Below are 19,912 nucleotides of genomic sequence, written 5' to 3'. Positions count from 1 at the left end.
CGGCCGACCGGCCGTTATCCGCTTTGTCATAGGGAAACGATCGTTCGAAACGTGCCGTGATCCGGCCGGCGTTCAGTCGCAGCCGGGCCGGCGGGAAAGCCATTCGGTGGCGGCGGCGATCGTGCCCCCGGCGCCGGAAGAAACGCGGGAATCCGGTGTGACCTTGTGCCCGTAGATTTGTCCCCCGCGATCGGCCATGACCGCGGTGGTGATGAGCAGGTACGCACCATCGGCCAGCACGAGGGTTTCGTTGGAGGTGGAGAAGCCCATCGTGTCCTCACCGAAACCGCGTGCTCGGTCCAGGCCCCGGAACGCGATGGCCACCGCCTCCCCGGAGCCGGCCGTGGAGGAATCGGTCAAGACGGCCACCGGCGGTGAGGTCCGGTTCAGCCGATCGGGATTGGTGCCCAAGACGCGTCCACTCAGCAGGATGTCGGCGCCGCGGGCCTCCCACGGGAGCGCGTCCTGGCCTGGCGCGGTGAAGGCGCCGATTCGACCGTCACCGAGGACCGTGAGCATCGGCCACATGTCGCCGCCGGTATTGCCTTGGAGGTCGATCAGCCAGCCACATGGTGCCGCCGTGTCGAGGCCGCGCACCGCGTCCCGCCCCGCCGCCACGTAACGAACGGTGCCGGCCTCGTCCGACTGAAACGCCGGGATGGTCAGCAGCGCGTACCGCCCCTCGATCAACCGGCCTTGGGGCACGGCGATCCGGGCGACAGAGGGCGCCGGAACGGCACCGGCCGGGATCAGGGCGGTGTGGGAGTTGCCCAGTGCGGCGATCGCCCGGTTGATGGCCGGATAGGTCTGCGCGGGGGTTCGGGCGCCGTGCGCCATCGCATGAGCCTTGGTCCGTACCTTGGGCCAATCGACCCGGCCGCGGTCCAATGCCCGCTGCTCCAAAAGATCCAGCGCCTGTTCCAGGTAACCGCTCGCCGACGACGGATGCCCGGAACACGCTTCATTCGCGCCGATCAACGACAAAAGAACGAGCGGGCCACCGCACCACGACCATCGCCGACTCCCCCCTGAGGACGTCGACCTTACCGGCCGGCCGAGATCACGTCCGCTGATCGTGGGCGCCGTCAAGGGTCCGCTTGACGGCATCCAGACCGCGAGACATCGCCTCGGCCATCGGCGCGGCCAGCTCGTCGGGGAGCACGTCGCGCGTCCACACCAACCGGCACCGCCGCTCGCCGTCGGCGAAGACCTGCATGGAGGCGTTGTCGTGCTCCGGTCGAACGCTGCCGCCGACGACCGAGTAGACGATCCGGCGTGTGTCGTGATCGACGGTGACCCGCCTTTCCCGGACCACCGTGCCGTCGGCGAAGGTGACGACCCGGTGGTCGTTCTCCGCCTTGGTGTCCGGCGCGAACCCCGGTGCCATCCGCGAGGGACCCGCGGCGAAGTCGCCGATCACCTCCCACACGTCGTCGGCACCGGACTCGATCACGATTTCCTTGCTGATGGACGCCATGTCCGTTCTCTCCCTTATTTTCCCTGCCGGATGCTTTCAAGCCTGCCCCGAACCGATCCGCGGGTCTTGAAGATCCTTGCGGAAACTGTCGGACCCTTCACCTAACGTCGGCGAGTGCTCTCCTTCGCCGATCTCGCCACCCGTCCGGAGTTCGCCGTCGCGACGGTGGACTGCCGGGACGACCATCGCGGCTGGTCGGTCGAGCAGCCGCGCGAAGACGTGCGGCTCGTGCTCGTGCGCCACGGCGGATTCCGCCGCCGGGTCCGCGGTGTCGGCACGGACCTCGACCACACCGTCGGCTACCTCGGGATGCCCGGCGAGGAGGAAAACTTCTCCCATCCCGCGGGCGGTGACCGGTGCACCTCGATCAGCCTGGAACCCGCGCTCTGGCGCACCCTGGCCGGAGACGCGCCAGTGCTGGAGCGCTCGTCGCTGTACGTGGACGGCACGCTCGACCTCGCCCATCGACGGCTACTGGCCGCCACCCGCGCCGCCGACACGGGCTATGCGGCGGCCGAGGGCTTGGTCGGCCTGGTGGCCACGATCGTCAACCAGGTCGTGGCCACGACCATCCCGGCGGTCGACCGGGCAAGCGCCGGCGACCAGGCGCTGGTGGCCCAAGCCCGAGGCGTGATCGGCGACGGCCATCCCGCCGCGGCAGGCCTGATCCCGCTCGCCGCCCTGCTGGATGTCTCGCCGTACCGGTTGAGCCGGGCCTTCACCCGGGAACTGGGAGTGTCGCTGACTCATTACCGCAACCGGGTCCGCGTAGCCCGCGCGCTGGACCGGCTGGAGAACGGCGACACCAGCCTCGCCGTCCTCGCCGCCGACCTCGGCTTCGCCGACCAAGCCCACCTGTGCCGAACCGTGCGCGCACACCTGGGACACACGCCGACCGCATTACGCAGGCTGCTCGCTTGATGGCACAAAAGAAGCGGCGGCTTTGGTGGGGCATCATCACCGCATGCAAGATCTTCGCTGGGACGAGGTCAGAAGTTTCTTCGACCCGGATCTGATGGGGGCGCTCCCCGACGTGTTCGTCCCGGCCGCCTCTGCAGAGGACTGGCAGCAAGGCGCCACCGCGTCGCCCCTGCCGTTGGCAAAAGACGCGCTCGCTCGCCCGGTCGGTGCCGAACTGGCGGAGCTGAGGGCCTGGCCGGTTCCGGGGATGCTCGCGATCTTCCGCCTCACGTCGGCCGAGGAGATCGACTTCGACATCGATCTGCGGGAACTACAGGGGCAGGCCGGCGTCGACACCCTCTGCGGGTTCCTCGCGGAGATCGGGCGGGAACTGCGCAAGCCGGTGCTCATGACGCCGGAAGGCGGAAGCCAAGCCCACCCGGTCCTCGGGTTCGATCCGGCGCTCGACCGAGTGGTGTTGATGGCTGCCCCACCCGCGGGCGGCTGACTCAGGAAAGAGGCGGAACGGCCATACCGCGCAGGTTGAACCGGATGCCGAACCGTTCCGCCAGTCCGGGCACGGTGATCTCGGTGATCAGCTTCCCGGTGACGCGATCGAACCGCTTGATCTTGACGGGGGTCTCGCCGTCGAACGTCTCCTGCATCAGGTTGATCGACCGGTCCGTGAAGATCGCCTGGCTGGACGAATCGCTGTCCGAGGTGAACCCGGTGTCGAACCGAGGCGCGGTGACCCCGGAGGCGATTTCGGTACTCATGATCCGGCCGTCGGCGGCGAGCCATTCGAGGTGGCCTTCCCGCACGGCTTTGGCGTCGTAAGTCTTCTGGGAGAACGTCTCGGGGTCGACCAGTTTCTCGGTGACGGGGCGTCCCTCGGCGTCGACCATGGGCTGTTCGGCGTACTGACCGTTGCCGGTATTCCACGAAACGATGGTGGTCCGGGGCTTGCCGTCGGCGTCGGTGTAATCGGAAAGGAACGTGATGACACCGTCGTGACAGGGCACGTGACGGTTGTGGTCTCCCGCGTCGAAGGCTCCTCGCCAGGCGAGGACCTTTTCCCGGCCCTCGGATGCCGGGTACAGCTGGGAAAGCAGCTCCGGCTGCGCACCGGGATCGGCCTTCGAGCGCATGCCGGGGATCTTGGCCGAATCCGCGAAATGAGCTCCACCGTCGGTGGCGATTCCATTGAGGACACCGCCGCACAGCGCGTTCATGAAGTAGTTTCCTTCGACCCGGTAGAGCCGGGAACCGGTCGAAGTGGTGACGGCCACCTGATTGGTGTAGCCGGATTCGGAGAAGCCTTCATTGTAGACCGAGACGAAACCCTTGTCGCCGGGCAAAGCGAAAGCCGACTGCTGATGCCCTGCCTTCTTGTTCTCGAAGCGGGCCAGACCGTCCTTGCCGAGGATGTAGTCGCGGGTGTCGTCGCTGAAGAACAGCCCGGTCTCCGACCACGCGATATGCGACTCGGCCATGCCGCTGGTCTCGATCAGCTGGTTGCTTCCGTCGGCCCGCACCAGGACGAGATAGGCAGGCTGCCGCTTTTCCGGTGGGTTGTCGGCCGAGGTGTCCGGGCTGAGGTAGAACGCGACGACGGTTTCGCCGAGCTTCACCACATCGGGATCGGTGATGTTCACCTCTGCTCCGCCGTCCGGTGATGTACAGGCCGTCACGGCCAGAAGCGCGCAGGCGGCGAGCGCGACGAGTCGGGGTAGGCGCACCGGGCCGAATCCTCTCAGACGGTGGGCGGTGCGACCCGCACTCGGCAGGCCGCACCGTTCATCGAAGGTCGTTACTTGATGGTCTGGTAAACCACGGTGCTGCCGTCATCCTTGATGTTGTCGGGGTAGACGCCCAGCCCGCCGTTCTTGTCCAGGTCGATGTCGACGGAATCCTTGTAGGCCTTCCACACCAGCTCGGAGCAGTTCAGCTTCCCGTTGTTGTTGTACTTGTTGTTCGCGAAGTCCGTGTCGTAGGCCAGACCGCGGAACTTGTTGTAGGCGTGGTTGGCCGCCTTGTCCCGGCTGGCCTGCTTGGCGTTGACGGACATCTTGTAGATGGGGCCGCACTTTTTCAGCGTGGACGCCGTGACGGACCGGCTCTTGCTACCCTTGCCGGGCGCCTCGACGATCGTCTTCGTCGTGTAGTAGATGCCGACGTGGTTGTGCTTGAACACGGAGGTCTTGGCGTAGGAGTGGAAGACATCTCCCTTGTTCCGCGCGTTTCCGACCGTCTTCTTCGTCTTGCAGGCACCGTCGTCGGAGGAGGCGATGCCGATCTCGCTCGACGCGGCCGTTTCCGCGGCGTGGGCGGGCGCGGCGAGCAGGCCGAACATCGCCGTTCCCGCCATCACGGCGGACGCCGCGGACGAGACCAGAATTCTCCCGATCTTGGACATGGATATCCCCTCTTCAAGCTGTGGACAGGCGAATTGTGTTCGCACACAAGACTTCCGATGGGCAGACGTCATCGGAATCCCGTCGCTACCGGGCCCCGTCCGTTGACAGACATGAACCTAACCGCTCGGGAGAGCCTTGGGAGTCCAGCGAACACCTGACAGACCAGGCCGGACCACGACGCTAAGGAAGAAGTTCGCGGCAAGTGGCGTCACCTGCCGGGCGCGCTCGGGTCAGCGCCCTCGGGGAGCTAGAGCGTCGCCTCCCACGCGGTCACCGCACCACCGGTGACCTGGTTGATCCAGGCCCGATACCCGGGAACGCTGTTGTAGATTCCGGGACCGTTGAGGCAGTTGCTGCTGTTGTTACCGGATCGACTGGTGGCGCCGGTCAGCTCACCGCCCAAAATGGACGGTCCGCCGGAGTCGCCGTAGCAGGCGCTGGTTCCGGGTGCACCCTGGAAGCAGATCTCCTTGCCCGGCTTGAAATTGGCGGTACACCTCGAGTCCGAGACGGTGGTGGTGTCCACCTCGCGAAGCTGTGGCGACGCACCACCGCAACCGGGCGTACCGCAGGTCTGCCCGTGACCGATCAGCTTGTTGACGGTGCCGACGGCCGGGCTGGCGGCCGCGATCTTGATCGGCGTGGCGGTGGCCGCTCTCGACAGCTTCACCACGGCGATGTCGTTCGCGCCGAGGGTAGCGCTCGCCGCGGTGATGACCTCGCCGCCGGAGCCGGTGTGGACCGCGCCTATCCGAGCGGAGAAACCGCCACCGGTGGAGCCCTGGACACAGTGCCTCGCCGTGACAAGCCATTGCGGTGCGATCAGCGACGCTCCGCAGAAATGACGGCCATTGCGTTGCAGCGACGCGAAGAACGAGTAAGGAGTGGTGACGACCTTGCCGCCGATGATGAAGGTTTCGATCGGCGGCCCGGCCGGCGACTCGGCCACTGCCGCGGGCCCGGCGAAGAGCGACCCGGCGAAGACGGCGGCGGCGATCATGGACATACGTCGGATCCACATGATTTTTCGGCCTCCTGCAATGAAAGGGGAGTCCAGCATGGGACGGGATTCAGCAGTGCCAGATCTATCAACACCCGACCGTAGTGCGCCGTAAAGTATCCGGTACCCCCAATGGTCCTGAATCGGACATACCATCTATGAGCGCTTCCCCGATGATCACGTGACATGAGTTCCGGTACGGGCGAGGCCGGGACACTGAGGCGGAGGAGGAACCAGCCGTCGTCACCAGCAGAGGCGACGGCTGACCAACCCGGCGCCACTCCTTGCGTTGCTCCTGGCTCGGGCACGACTCTCGAAGCGTCCCCTGTGACGTACATTGGGCCGCTGTGCCCAACAAAAGACTCTCGGTCGGCCTCTTCGTAGTGGCCGGCGCCCTCGTACTGGCCGCGTGCGACGGCTCTGCCGCGCCGGACGCCCGACAGGACGCGGCCGGCCTCGACCCCGCGAAGTGCGCTGACCCGAATTTCGCCAGTGCTCACACGGATTTTTGCGTCGATAACGCCTCCGTGCCGGAGACGCCGGCAGCCGAAGCCGCCACCCTGTCCAACGGCTTGAAGGTCAGGATCATCTCTGCGAAGTCCGAGACCGTGGATTCGAACGGCTACGACTCCGGCCCAACCGCGAGCGTCCTGGTGACAATAGCCACCGAGATCACCAATACCGGCAACGCGACGTTCGTCTTCCCAACGGCGACGAGCAATGTTCGTGCGGAGTTGCTCTACGGGCGCAACCACGCCAAGGCGACGTACTCGGCCATTCAGAAGGGCGGCTCCACCGATCTACCGGAGCAGCTCGTTGCGGGCGGATCGGTGACGATCACGTCGACCTTCACGATGCGCGCCGGGGGCGCGGACAACGTCGTCTTCCGGTTCAACCCGGACAACACCACCACAGACGACATCACCTTCACGAACGTCCAGACCTTGTACAAGTAGCGCTCGCACGCCTTCCCCGCCTCGTCACCGGCCCCCGGCACCCAATCGCCGGATCGGCTGGGACAGTCATCTGGCGGGTCTTCACCCACAACCCGGATCTCCCGGCCCGGTAAGTACTGCACACGGCGTGGCGCTGGAGCACATCGGCGGTCCCAACCACAGGCTGAAACGGCCCGAAATCGGCACGCCTGTGAAAACGGAGACAAGCGGAGCCCAACAACGCTCACGTGAGACGCTATATTAGCAGGTCAACAGCTATTTTGATCTTGAGCCGCCAAGGGGGCTCGAACCCCTGACCTTCTGTTTACAAGACAGATGCTCTACCAGCTGAGCTATAGCGGCCTTGCCCAGGGCAGCCCGGGCGAGGCCAGTATATCGGCGCCCGTTCAGCTCTTCGCAGGGCGCACCCGGGGTTCGCCGGCGACGGTCCGGAAGGCGTGCGCGAACGTCACGGCGGTCGCCGGGTCGCGGCGGTCGGTGACGTAGTACCAGTTCATCCGGACGGCGTCCGGTGTCACTTCGAGGATGCCGGGGCCGTGCGAGTCGAGTTCCACGAAGCGCACGTGCGGGTTCAGCGCGCGGATCGCGGCCTCGACCTTCAGCGAGCCGGTCCGCGGCGGGACGCCGAGTTGCTCGTCGATGTTGTCCGAGGTGACCGACGGGCAGACGAACTCCACCGCGACGCTCGCCCCGTCCCGCGGCACGTCGTTCGCCCACGACGAGTGGACGTCGCCGGTCAGGAACACCGTGTTGCCCCGGCCCTGCGCGGCGATCGTGTCGAGGACCCGGCGGCGATCTTCGGTGTAGCCGTCCCACTGGTCGGTGTTGACCGTGGTCGGCTGGCCGTCGAGCAGGTCGCCGAGCGCGAGCCGTTCGCGGGTCGGCAGCGCGGGGATCTTGATCGGCGTGACCATCACCGAGTTCCCGATCAGGTTCCAGGACGCGGTCCCGCGCGCGAGGCCGTCCAGGAACCACTGCCGCTGTTCGGCGCCGAGGATGGTGCCCTCCACCGAAGCCGGCCCAGGCTGCCGGGTCCGATACGTCCGCAGGTCGAGCATGGTGAGGTCGGCCAGCCTCCCGAACTTCAGCCGCCGGTACAGCCGGTCGCCGCGATGCCGCACGGGCATCCATTCGAAGTACGCCCGGTGCGCGGCCCGCATCCGGTCGCGCCAGTCACCCTCGGTCGCCGGATCGTGTGACGGCGACCCGCCGGACCAGGCGTTGTCGGCGGCCTCGTGGTCGTCCCAGGTCGCGACCATCGGGTGGCGGGCGTGGAGCCGCCGGAGGTGCTCGTCGGTCTTGTACATCGCGTGGCGTTGCCGGTAGTCCGCGAGGGTGATCAACTCGTTGGGCGGTACCGAGGGCCGAAGATCACCCGCAGGGTTGGGATTCCCTTCGTAGAGGTAGTCACCCAGGTGAATGAAGGCGTCCAGGTCGTCGCGCTCGGCCAAATAGCCGTAGGGGGCGAAGTGACCGACAGCCCAGTTCGCACACGAGACGACGCCGAATCGCAGGCTCGCGACGTCTTCATCGTGCGAAGGCGCGGTGCGCGTCCGCCCGGTCTGCGAGACCTTCCCTTGAGCCGTGAAGCGGTACCAGTACGCCGTCGACGCGCACAGTCCTTCCGCCGTCACCTTCACCGTGTGATCACGTTCCGGCCCGGTCCGGAGGTGACCGCGAGCGACGACGCCGGCGAATCCGGCGTCCTTCGCCACCTCCCACCGGACGTCCACCGGCGACCCTTTTCCGGATCCCGGAACCGCCTCGGCCGAGGGCGTGACCCGGGTCCAGAGGAGCACCGAATCGGGCATCGGGTCGCCGGAGGCCACGCCGTGCGCGAAAACCGGGGCCTCCGCCCCGCTAGATGCCCCCGAAAGGGTGAATGTCGCCGCTGTCCCGGCCGCGGTGTAACCGGCCGCGCGAAGGACGGATCGCCTGCTCACGGAGGACGCCATGGCATGCAGTGTGCCGTAAACCGGCCGAGTGACGATGATCTTCCTCTGACGTGGTGGACGCCACTTCGAGTTTCCTGCAACGGTCGGGCCACCGCCCCCGATGCTCCTCGGGAATGTACCGGCGAAGAGAGTGAGGAGGTGGATCGATCATGAAGATCAACGAGCACACCAAGGGAGCCCAGCGCGGCGAACAAAGCGGACACAGTGCCGAAAAGAACCAGGACGAAACACCCGAACGTGGCGAATGGCTGCTGGAGGCCCCGCGCCAGCGTGACGGAGAGCGATCGATCCACCAGGCCCGCTCGCACCGGCCGAATCTGCTGCGCCGCCGCGCCTGGCAGATCCTCGAAGCCCCGACGGCCGAGCAGCCCGCCGTCGAGAGCGACGAGGCGATGGGCCCGAAGCCGCCCGACGACTCGACGGTCAACTTCGTCCTGGACCTCGCCCTGCGCATCGGCGAGGTCCAGATGTCGAGCGGCGCCGGCGCCTCCGACGTCACCGCGACGATCATCGCGCTGACCTCCGCGCTCGGCCTCCCGCACTGCGAGGTCGACGTGATCTTCACGTCGATCACGGTGACCTGCCACCGCGGCACCGACATGGCACCGGTGACGGCGCTGCGCGTCGTCCGTTCGCGCAGCCTCGACTACACGCGGCTCACTCAGACGGAGACGCTGGTCCGCCGGATCGTCCGCGGGAACATCGCCGCCGAAGAGGCGCAGCAGGAACTCCAGCGGTTCACGACCGCGCCGCACCCGTACCCCCGTTGGGTGGCCACGGCCGCCTGGGGCGGGCTGGCCGCGTTCATCACCCTGATCCTCGGCGGCAGCATCGACGTCGCGCTGGTCGCGCTCGTGATCAGCGCGGCCATCGACCGGCTCGGCCGCCTGCTGAACCGCTTCGCGCTGCCGTTCTTCTTCCAGCAGGTGATCGGCGGCCTGTTCGCGACCCTGTCCGCGATGGCGATCGTCAGCAGCGATCTGCTCACCACGGACAAACCCACGCTGGTCGTCGCGGCGGCCGTCACCGTGCTGCTGTCCGGTCTTTCCACGGTTTCCGCCGTGCAGGACGCCATCACCGGCTATTACGTCACGGCGGCCGGGCGCACGATGGAAACCGCGTTGATGAGTGCCGGGCTGATCGCGGGGGTGGTGCTCGCGCTGAAGATCGCGGTACTGCTCGGCCTGTCGCTGACGCCGCTGCCCGAGGTCGTCTCCTCGACGCCGCAGCAACTTCCGATCATCGTCGTCGGCAGCATCGGCGCGTCGGCCTGCTTCGCGCTCGCCTCGTATTCGACGCTGCGCGCGATGATCGTCGCGGGTGCGGCCGGCGCCATCGGCGGCGCGGTGTACGGCGCCTTGATGCTGACCGACTTCCAGGCCGTCAGCTCGTCCGCCGTCGCCGCCACGCTGGTCGGGTTCTGCGGTGGCGTGCTCGCCAGGCGGCTCAAGGTGACGCCGCTCGTGGTGGCTGTGTCCGGCATCACGCCCCTCCTCCCCGGTCTCTCCACCTATCGTGGTCTATACCAATTGGGCGTCGAGCCCGGCGGGAACATCTCGACGCTGATGACCGCGGTCGCGATCGGGCTTGCCCTGGCAGCGGGCGTGGTACTCGGCGAATACCTCGCGCAACCGGTGCGGACGGGGCTCGGCAGGCTCGAACGCAAGTTCGCCGGGCCGCGGATGGCGGGTCCGATGGAACCCGCCGAACGACGCTTGGAGTGATCGCTCGCCGACGGGCCGCGGCCTCCTCGCGCGATAGGGTTTCCGCTTAGGGCAGCGACCCGCGAATCGAGGGAGCGGCTGGTGGACGAAGTGATTGCCGAGACGAGCAGAACGGCCTCCGCGGATTTCGTGGTGGTGGCGAACAGGCTCCCGGTGGACCTCGAACGGACCGCCGACGGGAGCAGGCGCTGGACGGCGAGCCCTGGCGGGCTGGTGTCGGCGCTCGAACCGTTCCTGCGCTCACGCAAGGGTGCCTGGGTCGGCTGGCCCGGCGTGCCCGACGTCGAGGTCGAGGAGTTCGACGACGACGGCTTGGTCCTCCACCCGGTCTCCCTGACCTCGGACGACGTCCGCGACTACTACGAGGGCTTCTCCAACGCGACGCTCTGGCCGCTGTACCACGACGTGGTGGCCAGGCCGGTGTTCGACCGGAGCTGGTGGGAGTCCTACGTCCGGGTGAACCGGCGCTTCGCCGAGGCGAGCGCGAAGGTCGCCGCCGAGGGCGCGACCGTGTGGATCCAGGACTACCAGTTGCAGCTGGTACCGGCGATGCTCCGCGAACTGCGCCCCGACCTGCGGATCGGCTTCTTCCTGCACATCCCGTTCCCCCCGGTCGAGTTGTTCATGCAGATGCCGTGGCGGACCGAGATCGTCCGCGGCCTGGTCGGGGCCGACCTCGTCGGCTTCCACCGGCCGGGTGGCGCGCAGAACTTCCTCTGGCTGGCGCGGCAGCTGGCCGGTCTCGAATCCAGCCGCGGCGCGGTCGGCATCCGCACCCGTCCCGGCCTGATGCAGGTCGGCGACCGCACCGTGCGGGTCGGCGCGTTCCCGATCTCCATCGACGCCATCGGCCTCGACAAACTCGCCAAGACCAAGGGCGTCGCCGAACGCGCCGCCCAGCTGCGCCGCGACTTGGGCAATCCGAAGAAGGTCCTGCTCGGCGTCGACAGACTCGACTACACGAAGGGCATCGACCTGCGGTTGCAGGCATTGCACGAGTTGCTGCACGAAGGCCGCGTCCGTCCGGAGGACGTCACGTTCGTCCAGCTGGCCACGCCGAGCCGCGAGCGCGTCGAGCATTACCAGCGGATGCGCGGCGACATCGAGCAGATGGTCGGCAGGATCAACGGCGAATTCGCCCGCGTGGGTCACCCGGTCGTGCACTATCTGCATCAGTCCGTGAACCGGACGGAGCTGGCCGCGTTCTTCTCCGCGGCCGACGTCATGGTGGTCACTCCCCTGCGTGACGGGATGAACCTCGTCTGCAAGGAGTACGTCGCCTGCCGCCACGAACTGGGTGGCGCGCTCGTGCTCTCGGAGTTCGCCGGCGCCGCGGCGGAGCTGACCAGTGCACTCCTGGTCAACCCACATGACCTGGACGGGGTGAAGAACGCCTTGGAGACTGCCATTACGCTCGACCCCGCAGAGGGACGCCGCCGTATGCGCGCCATGCGTCGACAGGTCCTCACGCATGACGTCGACCGCTGGGCGCGCTCGTTCCTCCAGGCGCTTGGTGCCGAACCGGCCGACTGATCCCCCATACCCCGCTTAGCTCCCGAGGAGAAATCGTTGACCGCCGAGGCACTGCCCGCCGAGCTGAGGCGCGCGATTGTCCAGGTCGCGCGCACGCCGCGGCTGCTGGTCGCCTGCGACTACGACGGCACGCTCGCTCCGATCACGGCCAATCCGGACGAAGCCCGGCCGCTGCCCGAATCGGTAGGCGCGCTCAGGTCGCTGGCCGGCCTGCACGAGACGACCACCGCGGTCATCTCCGGCCGTGCGCTGCGCGATCTCGCCACCCTGTCCCGTCTCCCGGCCGAGGTGAACCTGGTCGGCAGCCACGGATCCGAGTTCGACATCGGCTTCATCCACGCGCTCGACGACAAGGCCCGCGAGCTCCACAGGCGGCTTGAAGCCGAGCTGGAGAACCTGGTGCTCGACGTGCCGGGCGTCTCGCTCGAGGTCAAGCCCGCGAGCATCGCGGTGCACGTCCGCCGCGCCGAGCACGAGGCGGGCCGCCGGGTCCTCCGTGACGTCCACAATGGACCGTCGAAGTGGGAGGGCGTGTCGACGACCGACGGCAAGGAGGTCGTCGAGCTCGCGGTCGTCCAGACGGACAAGGGCCGCGCGCTGGACACCCTGCGTCACCAGGTCGGCGCGACGGCGGCGATCTTCCTCGGCGACGACGTCACCGACGAGAAGGCGTTCGCCCGGATCTCCGGCCCGGACCTCGGCGTGAAGGTCGGCGACGGGGAAAGCCTCGCGCAGTACCGCGTTCCGGACACCGTCGACGTCGCGATGGCGCTCGCTTTCCTCCTCGAAGAGCGGCGCAACTGGCTCTACGGCGAGCAGGCCCCGCCGATCGAGCGGCTTTCCATGCTGGCCAACGAACGCTCGGTCGCGCTCGTCACGCCGGACGCCCGGCTGACCTGGCTGTGCCACCCCGGCCCCGACGCGCCCGCGATCTTCGCGGATCTGCTCGGCGGCGCCGGCGCCGGTCACTTCTCGATCAAGCCGCACCGCAACGGCCTGCCGCTCGGGCAGCGTTACCTGCCGAACACGATGACGGTCGAGACCCGCTGGTCGCGGCTGCTCGTCACCGACTACCTGGAGCCGGAGAGCCCCGCGCACCGCACGGATCTCGTCCGGGTGATCTCGGGCGAGGCGGCCGCGGAGATCGTTTTCGCGCCGCGCCCCGAATTCGGTGGCGTACCGGTGAAGCTGGTCGCCGACGAGGACGGGATCCTGGTGCAGGGCACCTCGGAACCGTTCGCGCTGCGTTCGCCGGGCGTGGAGTGGGAGATCACCTCCGATGGAATGAACGACACCGCGACGGCGCTCGTCACTCCCTCCCCGGAGAACCCGGTGGTGCTCGAACTCCGTTGCGGCACCTCGGATCTCGGCGCGCACGAACTGTCCGAAGTGGAGCGACGCTCGCGTGCGGGCGACTACTGGAGCACCTGGGCGCAGACGCTCAAACTGCCCAGCGTCCAGACCGACCTCGTCGGCCGCTCGGCGCTGACCTTGCGCGGCCTGGTCAACGCCGACACCGGCGGTGTGCTCGCGGCGGCGACGTCTTCGCTGCCGGAGGAGATCGGCGGCGTCCGCAACTGGGACTACCGCTACTGCTGGATCCGCGACGCGGCCATGACCGTGCGCGAATTGGTCCACCTCGGCTCGACCGACGAGGCGGAAGGTTACCTCCGCTGGCTGCACGGCGTGCTGTCCACATTGGCCGGTCCGGAACGGCTGCACCCGTTGTACACCTTGGCGGGCAGCGTGATCGGTGCCGAAGCGGTCATCGAATCGCTGCCGGGATACGCCGGTTCGCGGCCGGTCCGCGTCGGCAACCTCGCGAACCACCAGGTGCAGCTGGACGTTTTCGGCCCGGTCGTCGAACTCGTGCAGACGCTGGCGGAGGCGCGCGGCGAACTGCGCGACGAGGACTGGCAGATGGTGCGCGCGATGGCCGAGGCCGTCACGCGGCGCTGGAACGAGCCGGACCACGGCATCTGGGAGGAGCGGCACGTGCCGCGCCACCGGGTGTACTCGCGGGTGATGTGCTGGGTGACCATCGACAGGGCGGTCAAACTGGGCGAGGTCTACGGCCGGGCGGTGCCGGGCGCGTGGCCTTCGCTGCGTGACGAGATCGCCGCGGACGTGCTGGACAAGGGCTGGAACGAAGAGGTCCAGGCCTTCACCACCGCCTACGACGGAACGGACCTCGACGCCGCTTCGCTGTTCGTCGGCCTGACCGGGCTGATCGACCCGACCGACCCGCGCTTCCAGTCCACGGTGACCGCGATCGAGGCGGAACTGCGCAGTGGCTCCACTGTGTACCGTTACCGCCGCGACGACGGCCTTCCCGGCGGCGAGGGTGGCTTCCACATCTGCGCGGCCTGGCTCATCGAGGCGTACCTGCTGACCGGGCGGCGCACCGAGGCCGAGGAACTGTTCACGCAGATCGTCGACGCCGCGGGCCCGACCGGTCTGCTGCCCGAGCAGTTCGACCCGATCGCGGAACGCTCGCTGGGCAACCACCCGCAGGCGTACTCGCACATCGGGCTGATCCGCTGCGCGAACCTGCTTTCCCGGTAGCCCGCTCAAGTGTCAGGAAAGGGTCGTTCAGGACACTTTTCGTCCTGAACGACCCTTTCCTGACGTTCGGTGACGTGGTCTGGACCGAAGCACGCGTCGCCTCCGGAACTCAGGCACCGCGCGCAAGTCCCCTTCAGCCCCCGGCGACGGACGGGATGATCTGGACCTCCTTCGCGTCGGCGAGGGAGGTCTTGGCGCCGTCGAGACGGCGGCATTCCTCACCGTCCACATAAAAGTTCACGTAGCGCCGCAGCACGCCGGTTTCGTCGCGCAGACGGCGTTCCAGCGCCGGATACTCGACGCCGAGCGAGTCCAGGACCGCGTCGAGCGTCGGGGCGACGACCTCCAGCGCACCCTCGTCGCCCGCGAGCGGCCGCAGCATCGCGGGCAGCAGGACCCGGACCACCTAGACCACCTGAGCCCGCACGCACAGCACGTCCGGCAGATGCGCGGCCACCTGATGCCAGGTGTCGCCTTCGTCGGGGCTGGCCCACACTTCACCGGACCGGGTGCCGAAGTAGACGCCGCCCCGCGCGTCGACGCACATCCCGTCCCGCAGGACGCCCGCGTAGAAACCCTTGTCCGGCAAGCCGTTCCCGAGCCCTGTCCAGGTCTCGCCCGCGTCCTCGCTGCGGTAGACGCGGCAGCGTCCCTCCGGCGGGAAGCGGAGTGCGTCGGCCACCAAAGGGAAGTTGTAGACGGTGTCCGGTTCGGACGGATGGACGACCATCGCGAACCCGAAGTCGTTCGGCAGCCCGTCGGCGATGGACTTCCACGTCTTCGCGTCGTCGTCGCTGCGGTAGACACCGCCGTGGTTCTGCAGGAAGAACCGCTCGGGACGCGACGGATGCATCGCGACCTTGTGCACGCACTGCCCGAATTCGGGCTCTTCGCCGGGCAGGAAACCCGCGCTGATCCCGCGGTTGGCCGCCGTCCAGCTCTTGCCGCCGTCCTCGGTGCGGTAGACCCCGCCCGTCGACATGGCGACGGTGATCCGGCCGGGATCCGCGGGATGCGGCAGGATCGTGTGGATCATCTGCCCGCCTCCGCCGGGAGTCCAATGTGGACGGTGTTCGTGGTCCCACAGGCCGCGGACGAGCCCGAAGGTCCCGCCGCCGTCTTCGGACCGGAACAGCGCCGACGGTTCGACACCCGCGTAGACGACGTCACCGGCGATGACGATCTGCCAGATGCCTTCGAGCGCCGTCTCCGTGTCCTCGGGGAAGGCCACCGGGGCGTGATCGGGTTCGGACCAGGTCTCGCCGAAGTCGCCGGACGTCGCGATCGTGGGACCGAAGTGTTCGTTGACCGCGGCGGCGTAGACCTTGGACGGCGTCAGCGCCAGGGCCCGCACGGCCTCCATCGGGAACTTCGGTGTGGACAGTTCCCAGCTCTCCCCGTCCTCACTGCGGGCGAGGAAAAGACCCTTCCTGGTGCCGATCCCCAGCTGGAACTCCACCACGCCGCCTCCTCGGTCGGTACTGTGACTCAGGTCACCTCGCACCGTACTACCGGGAGCGCGTGAAGGCCCCCTTCCCTCGGCTGAGCCGAGGGAAGGGGGCCTTCACGGGAAGTTGGAGGCGTCGCGCCGGCTGCTGTCCAAGGGGTCGTGGCCTTCGCCTTCTCGGGAGAACGAAAGTCACAGACGAACAGCCGGCGCGACGGGTCTTGAGGAAGCGGTCAGGTCCCGCTGATCAGGCGCAGGGCCAGATCGGGGCTGAACTGACCGGCTTCGACGTTCGGCGCGATGCCGCATTTGCCGTCGGAGTCACCCGGCACCTTGACCCACAGCAGCATCTCGGCGCCGCCGCCGGTCTGCGAGGTCGCCCCGAGCTTGCGCCCGGCCGGGTTGCACCACTCGGAGCCCAGCGGGCCGTTGCCGTTGCGGCTCGTGTCGATCACGAACGGCTTGGTGTAGCCGTACTTGCTCGACAGCGCCGCGCTGACGGCCTTGCCGTAGTTCGCCGAGTCGGTGGTGGTCTTGTAGTTCGACACGTTGATCGCGAGGCCGCGGATCGACTTCACGCCGACGGCGTTGAGCCGGTCGGCCATGGTCGCGGCCGGGATCCAGGTCGAGTTGCCGCCGTCCATGTACGCCCAGGTGTTCGGGGCCTTCGCGGCGAACTGCTCCGCGGCGTACTTGAGCAGGTCGAGGCGGGTCTGGCGCTCACCGGCAGGCAGGCAGTCGACCTGCGCGAGCGCGTCCGGCTCGATGACGACGACCGCGGGCTTGCCGCCGATGCCGTCGGCGAAGTTCGAGATCCAGGTGCGGTACGCCTCCGGGCTGCCCGCGCCGCCACCGGAGTGACCGCCGCAGTCGCGGCCGGGGATGTTGTAGGCGACCAGGATCGGCAGCTTGTCCGCGACGTCGGCGGCGTAGGTGTAGCCGTCGACGGCCGTCTTGATGTTCCCGCTCCAGTTGCCGAACCAGCGCGCGCCCGCCTTCGTGGAGATGGCGGCCTTGATCTTGTCGGCGGTGCTGCCCGGGTTGTTCTTCACCCAGGCCGCGGGGTTGGAGTTCGGGTCGACGTAGAAGCCGTTGGTCTTCTCAAGGGGGTTGCCGTCGGCGGCGTGGGCCGGTGCGGCGATGAGGGCCAGCAACGAGGCGGCCACCAGACCGAGCGTCTTGATGCGCATGATCACCAGCTTCGAGCCCGCCCGTACAAGATTCGTACAACCCGGCCATTCGGCACCCGCTTGCGGCGCGAAATGCCGCGAGCAGATGCCGAATGGCGAAGGGGTCAGGCCGAGTAGCCCTTCGGCGGGATCAGGGTGGCGAGCTGGTTGAAGGTGAGCCAGTAGATCTGGTTGCCGCCGAAGTTGGCCGGGTCGGCGATCTTCACCGTCATGTTGTCGCTGTTGTAGCCGATGATCGTGAAGTAGTGGTAGATCGTGTAGTTCGGATAGCCCGGCGGGTGGTTGTTCGCCGGGGCGACGATGTTCGCGACGATCGCGTAGCCCTTGTCGACGTCCAGCACGATGTCGCGCCACAGGAGGTCGCGCTGCGCCTGGGTCGGCGGGTCGTTCGGCATCTCCTTGGTCTCGTACCAGCCACCGGCGACGTGGTTGTTGAGGACGCGGGTGACCTGCCCGATCCAGTCGGTGCCGTTCGTGCTGGTCGGGAGCTCGTTCGCGAGCTGCTGCTGGCTCGGCGGGTTGCCGTTCTTCGCCGAGATGGCGATGCGGGTGGCGGCCGGGCCGCACCAGTACCCGGTCTCCTGGATCTGGTACTGGATGTTGAGCTCCGCGGCCGCCCTGACCCCTTCGACCTTGGCGGGCGGCGCCATCGAATTCACGAAGCCGGGCGCGGCTACGACGTTCTCACCTTGAGCGACGGCCACCGCCGGGGCGGTGATCAGTGCGGACACCGCGAGCGCGGCGACGACCGCGGTCCTGAGTCGGCGCATGGTAATCCTTCCCCAGTTTCACTTCGGATCGGTGAATAGTGAACAGGATCGCCCGTGCCGAGGCTTTTGTCTGCCGCCTCACCTGCGCCGCCCCCGATCGGCCCACGACGAAAGTAGGAACGAATGAACGCTCATGGGCCCATCGGGCAATAGCGATCGTGCAGGTGATGAAAGACGATCACGAGCAGGCCGGCACGCGTGGACTGGACAGGCCGGATCTCGGTGGTCCCGACCCCGCGCCCGTCTTCGGCATGCTCTTCGACGCCCACGCGGCCCCGCTGCAGCGCTACCTCGCGCGCCGCGTCGGCACCGAGACCGCGCACGACCTCGTCGCCGAGACGTTCCTCGTGGCGCTTCGGAGGCGGGAGACGTACCGCCCGGAGGCCGGGACGGCGCGGGCGTGGCTGTACGGCATCGCGACGAATCTGCTGCGGCACCACGTCCGCACGGAGACCCGGGCGCTCACCGCGACGGCCCGGCTCGCGGCCGCCGGCCAGACGGTCTCGGCCGGGCACGACGGCCGGGTCGCCGAGCGGGTCGCCGCGCAGTCCCGCGCGGCCCAGCTGGCGGGCGCGCTGGCCGAATTGAGCGTCGCGGACCGGGACACCCTGCTGCTGGTCTCCTGGGCGGGGCTGGAACCCGGCGAGGTCGCCGAGGCGCTGGGGATTCCCGCCGGGACGGTGAGATCGCGGCTGCACCGGATCCGGAGATGGCTGCGCGCCAACGCACCGGAGTCCACAAAGGACAACTCGAGTCACGAGGAGGAGGGCGAAAGTGCACGGCGGTAGCATCAGGAAGGTGTGGTCCGAGGCCGAACTCGACGAGGCGCTGGCCGGCCTCCACGCGGAACCGGAAACCCGGCAGGACGAACTGTCCCGCGCCAGGGCGTCGCTCCTGCGGGCCGCCGGCGATGTCGAGGACGAACTCCTCCCCGTGACCGTGCCCCCGGTGAAGAAGCGGCCGGGCTCGTGGCGGTGGATCGCGGCAGCGGCCGCCGCGGCGCTGGTGTCCGGCGGCGGGATCGTGGCGACGAACGTCCTCACCGCCGACGACGGCCCGGACCCCGCGGCCCACTCCGCCCTCACCCGGGGCGAAGACGCGCTCGAAGCCCTCCACGGCGACGACTTCCCGATCCGGGACGACCAGTACCGGCTCGTCACCGAATCCACTTGGACCACGCACGTCACCAAGACCGGGCTCGTCTACCAAACCCACGAGATCCTCGAACGATGGCTGCCGCCGCACAGCCGGAAGCCGAGCAAGACGCGCTTCACCGGAACCGGCGAGATCCGGTGGGTCAAGGGTGACTACCAGACGGCCATGTCCTACGGCGAAGCGCTTCCGGGCCCGTCGTCCCACGTCACCGTGGACGAGGCGAAGCCGCCGCGGACCACCACCACGTCACCGGTGCCTCCGCCGTTGAAGACCTCCGAGGCACGGCCGCCCGTCCCGCCCCGGGATCGGCTGCCGTCGAAAAGCGGGTGGACCGACCCCACCCCGGAGTTTCTAGCCGAACTGCCCGCCGATCCGGCGAAGCTGTCCGAGCGGCTCCGTCGCGACGGCCTCTGGCCGGACGGCCGCTCACCGGAGCAACCGAACTCGGCGCCCGAGATGTTCGAGATGGCCTTCAACGTCCTCCGGTCTTCCCAGGGCTTCGGCGCGCTGCGGGTGGCACTGTGCAAAGCGCTCGCGAGGATGCCCGGCATCGCCGTGGAAAGCGTGGCCGGTCCCGGCGGACGGCCCGCGGTGTCCTTCACGGTCGCGTTGCCGGACCAGACGCGCACGTTCGTCGTCGACCGGGCCACGGCGGCCGTCACCGGGAACCGCGCCGTCCGGTCCAACGGCCAGGACGAGGGCTGGCCGGGGCTGACCTTGTTCGACACGACGATCTCGGTGGTGATCACCGACGACGGCGGCCCCGCGCCTGGCTAGTGTCCTGCGCCGGAAAGCCGTGGCCTTTTCGACGGCCCAGCTTCCC

General features: G+C 68.3%; 18 protein-coding genes and 1 tRNA gene. 8 read left to right on the top strand and 11 right to left on the bottom strand.

Going from position 1 to position 19,912, the window contains the following annotated elements; translation table 11 throughout:
• Positions 1–72: 72 nt before the first annotated feature.
• Positions 73–978, bottom strand: coding sequence for a S41 family peptidase (locus DMH03_RS08065; protein WP_158633066.1), 906 nt, complete (start codon positions 976–978; stop codon positions 73–75).
• 82 nt (positions 979–1,060) lie between these two features.
• The gene (locus tag DMH03_RS08060; RefSeq protein WP_125791277.1) at positions 1,061–1,477 is read right to left on the bottom strand and encodes an SRPBCC family protein; all 417 of its coding nucleotides are present in this window, start codon (positions 1,475–1,477) and stop codon (positions 1,061–1,063) included.
• Between the two features lie 114 nt (positions 1,478–1,591).
• On the opposite strand from DMH03_RS08060, the gene DMH03_RS08055 reads away from it, so the two are divergent.
• Both DMH03_RS08055 and DMH03_RS08050 read left to right on the top strand, forming a co-directional pair.
• Complete coding sequence (locus DMH03_RS08055; RefSeq protein WP_125791276.1) at positions 1,592–2,398, top strand: helix-turn-helix domain-containing protein; 807 nt, start codon at positions 1,592–1,594, stop codon at positions 2,396–2,398.
• A gap of 43 nt (positions 2,399–2,441) precedes the next feature.
• Positions 2,442–2,885, top strand: a complete 444-nt coding sequence (locus DMH03_RS08050) for a hypothetical protein (protein ID WP_125791275.1) — start codon at positions 2,442–2,444, stop codon at positions 2,883–2,885.
• 1 nt (position 2,886) lies between these two features.
• Here DMH03_RS08050 and DMH03_RS08045 read toward each other — a convergent pair whose 3' ends face one another.
• From DMH03_RS08045 to DMH03_RS08035, 3 genes are all read right to left on the bottom strand, one after another.
• Positions 2,887–4,116, bottom strand: coding sequence for a hypothetical protein (locus DMH03_RS08045; protein WP_125791274.1), 1,230 nt, complete (start codon positions 4,114–4,116; stop codon positions 2,887–2,889).
• Positions 4,117–4,187: 71 nt separating this feature from the next.
• Positions 4,188–4,793 (bottom strand): YiiX/YebB-like N1pC/P60 family cysteine hydrolase, encoded by a 606-nt coding sequence (locus DMH03_RS08040; protein ID WP_158633065.1) that lies wholly within the window; start codon positions 4,791–4,793, stop codon positions 4,188–4,190.
• 248 nt (positions 4,794–5,041) lie between these two features.
• The gene (locus tag DMH03_RS08035) at positions 5,042–5,815 is read right to left on the bottom strand and encodes a trypsin-like serine protease (protein WP_233611322.1); all 774 of its coding nucleotides are present in this window, start codon (positions 5,813–5,815) and stop codon (positions 5,042–5,044) included.
• Positions 5,816–6,141: 326 nt separating this feature from the next.
• Here DMH03_RS08035 and DMH03_RS08030 point away from each other — a divergent pair, with 326 nt between their 5' ends.
• Positions 6,142–6,750 (top strand): hypothetical protein, encoded by a 609-nt coding sequence (locus DMH03_RS08030; RefSeq protein ID WP_125791272.1) that lies wholly within the window; start codon positions 6,142–6,144, stop codon positions 6,748–6,750.
• Positions 6,751–7,019: 269 nt separating this feature from the next.
• Here DMH03_RS08030 and DMH03_RS08025 read toward each other — a convergent pair.
• Positions 7,020–7,092: transfer RNA gene (locus DMH03_RS08025), tRNA-Thr, on the bottom strand.
• 44 nt (positions 7,093–7,136) lie between these two features.
• Positions 7,137–8,705, bottom strand: a complete 1,569-nt coding sequence (locus tag DMH03_RS08020) for an alkaline phosphatase (RefSeq protein ID WP_255431232.1) — start codon at positions 8,703–8,705, stop codon at positions 7,137–7,139.
• 149 nt (positions 8,706–8,854) lie between these two features.
• On the opposite strand from DMH03_RS08020, the gene DMH03_RS08015 reads away from it, so the two are divergent.
• The 3 genes from DMH03_RS08015 (at position 8,855) to otsB (ending at position 14,527) form a co-directional block, all read left to right on the top strand.
• Complete coding sequence (locus DMH03_RS08015; protein ID WP_125791271.1) at positions 8,855–10,429, top strand: threonine/serine exporter ThrE family protein; 1,575 nt, start codon at positions 8,855–8,857, stop codon at positions 10,427–10,429.
• Between the two features lie 81 nt (positions 10,430–10,510).
• Positions 10,511–11,962 carry a trehalose-6-phosphate synthase gene (locus DMH03_RS08010; protein ID WP_125786100.1) on the top strand — a complete coding sequence of 484 codons (1,452 nt, stop codon included), beginning with the start codon at positions 10,511–10,513 and terminating at the stop codon, positions 11,960–11,962.
• A 36-nt stretch (positions 11,963–11,998) separates the two neighbouring features.
• Entirely contained in the window at positions 11,999–14,527 is a 2,529-nt protein-coding gene (otsB, locus tag DMH03_RS08005) for a trehalose-phosphatase (protein ID WP_125791270.1), read from the top strand.
• A 133-nt stretch (positions 14,528–14,660) separates the two neighbouring features.
• Here otsB and DMH03_RS08000 read toward each other — a convergent pair whose 3' ends face one another.
• The 4 genes from DMH03_RS08000 to DMH03_RS07985 all read right to left on the bottom strand — a co-directional run bounded on the left by DMH03_RS08000 (position 14,661) and on the right by DMH03_RS07985 (position 17,934).
• Complete coding sequence (locus DMH03_RS08000; protein ID WP_125791269.1) at positions 14,661–14,933, bottom strand: MoaD/ThiS family protein; 273 nt, start codon at positions 14,931–14,933, stop codon at positions 14,661–14,663.
• Positions 14,934–15,989, bottom strand: a complete 1,056-nt coding sequence (locus tag DMH03_RS07995; RefSeq protein ID WP_233611317.1) for a sialidase family protein — start codon at positions 15,987–15,989, stop codon at positions 14,934–14,936. It lies immediately after the preceding gene.
• Positions 15,990–16,207: 218 nt separating this feature from the next.
• Positions 16,208–17,164: a glycoside hydrolase family 6 protein gene (locus tag DMH03_RS07990; RefSeq protein ID WP_125791268.1), complete on the bottom strand. Its 957-nt coding sequence runs from the start codon at positions 17,162–17,164 to the stop codon at positions 16,208–16,210.
• A gap of 104 nt (positions 17,165–17,268) precedes the next feature.
• Positions 17,269–17,934, bottom strand: a complete 666-nt coding sequence (locus DMH03_RS07985) for a C39 family peptidase (RefSeq protein ID WP_125791267.1) — start codon at positions 17,932–17,934, stop codon at positions 17,269–17,271.
• A 158-nt stretch (positions 17,935–18,092) separates the two neighbouring features.
• Here DMH03_RS07985 and DMH03_RS07980 point away from each other — a divergent pair, with 158 nt between their 5' ends.
• Both DMH03_RS07980 and DMH03_RS07975 read left to right on the top strand, forming a co-directional pair.
• Positions 18,093–18,722, top strand: coding sequence for an RNA polymerase sigma factor (locus tag DMH03_RS07980; protein ID WP_199748710.1), 630 nt, complete (start codon positions 18,093–18,095; stop codon positions 18,720–18,722).
• Positions 18,709–19,866, top strand: coding sequence for a CU044_5270 family protein (locus tag DMH03_RS07975; protein WP_125791265.1), 1,158 nt, complete (start codon positions 18,709–18,711; stop codon positions 19,864–19,866). Before DMH03_RS07980 ends, DMH03_RS07975 begins: the two co-directional genes overlap by 14 nt.
• Positions 19,867–19,912: the final 46 nt, after the last annotated feature.

It is taken from the genome of Amycolatopsis sp. WAC 01376, assembly GCF_003947415.1.
GTDB lineage: Bacteria > Actinomycetota > Actinomycetes > Mycobacteriales > Pseudonocardiaceae > Amycolatopsis.
This window is presented reverse-complemented; position numbering and strand designations above follow the sequence as displayed.

Bases quoted from the DNA above. Each gene is read 5' to 3' on its own strand.
- DMH03_RS08060 (WP_125791277.1), bottom strand. From the start codon at position 1,477: ATGGCGTCCATCAGCAAGGAAATCGTGATCGAGTCCGGTGCCGACGAC.
- DMH03_RS08050 (WP_125791275.1), top strand. From the start codon at position 2,442: ATGCAAGATCTTCGCTGGGACGAGGTCAGAAGTTTCTTCGACCCGGAT.
- DMH03_RS08040 (WP_158633065.1), bottom strand. From the start codon at position 4,793: ATGTCCAAGATCGGGAGAATTCTGGTCTCGTCCGCGGCGTCCGCCGTG.
- DMH03_RS08035 (WP_233611322.1), bottom strand. From the start codon at position 5,815: ATGTGGATCCGACGTATGTCCATGATCGCCGCCGCCGTCTTCGCCGGG.
- DMH03_RS08020 (WP_255431232.1), bottom strand. From the start codon at position 8,705: ATGGCGTCCTCCGTGAGCAGGCGATCCGTCCTTCGCGCGGCCGGTTAC.
- DMH03_RS08015 (WP_125791271.1), top strand. From the start codon at position 8,855: ATGAAGATCAACGAGCACACCAAGGGAGCCCAGCGCGGCGAACAAAGC.
- DMH03_RS07990 (WP_125791268.1), bottom strand. From the start codon at position 17,164: ATGCGCATCAAGACGCTCGGTCTGGTGGCCGCCTCGTTGCTGGCCCTC.
- DMH03_RS07985 (WP_125791267.1), bottom strand. From the start codon at position 17,934: ATGCGCCGACTCAGGACCGCGGTCGTCGCCGCGCTCGCGGTGTCCGCA.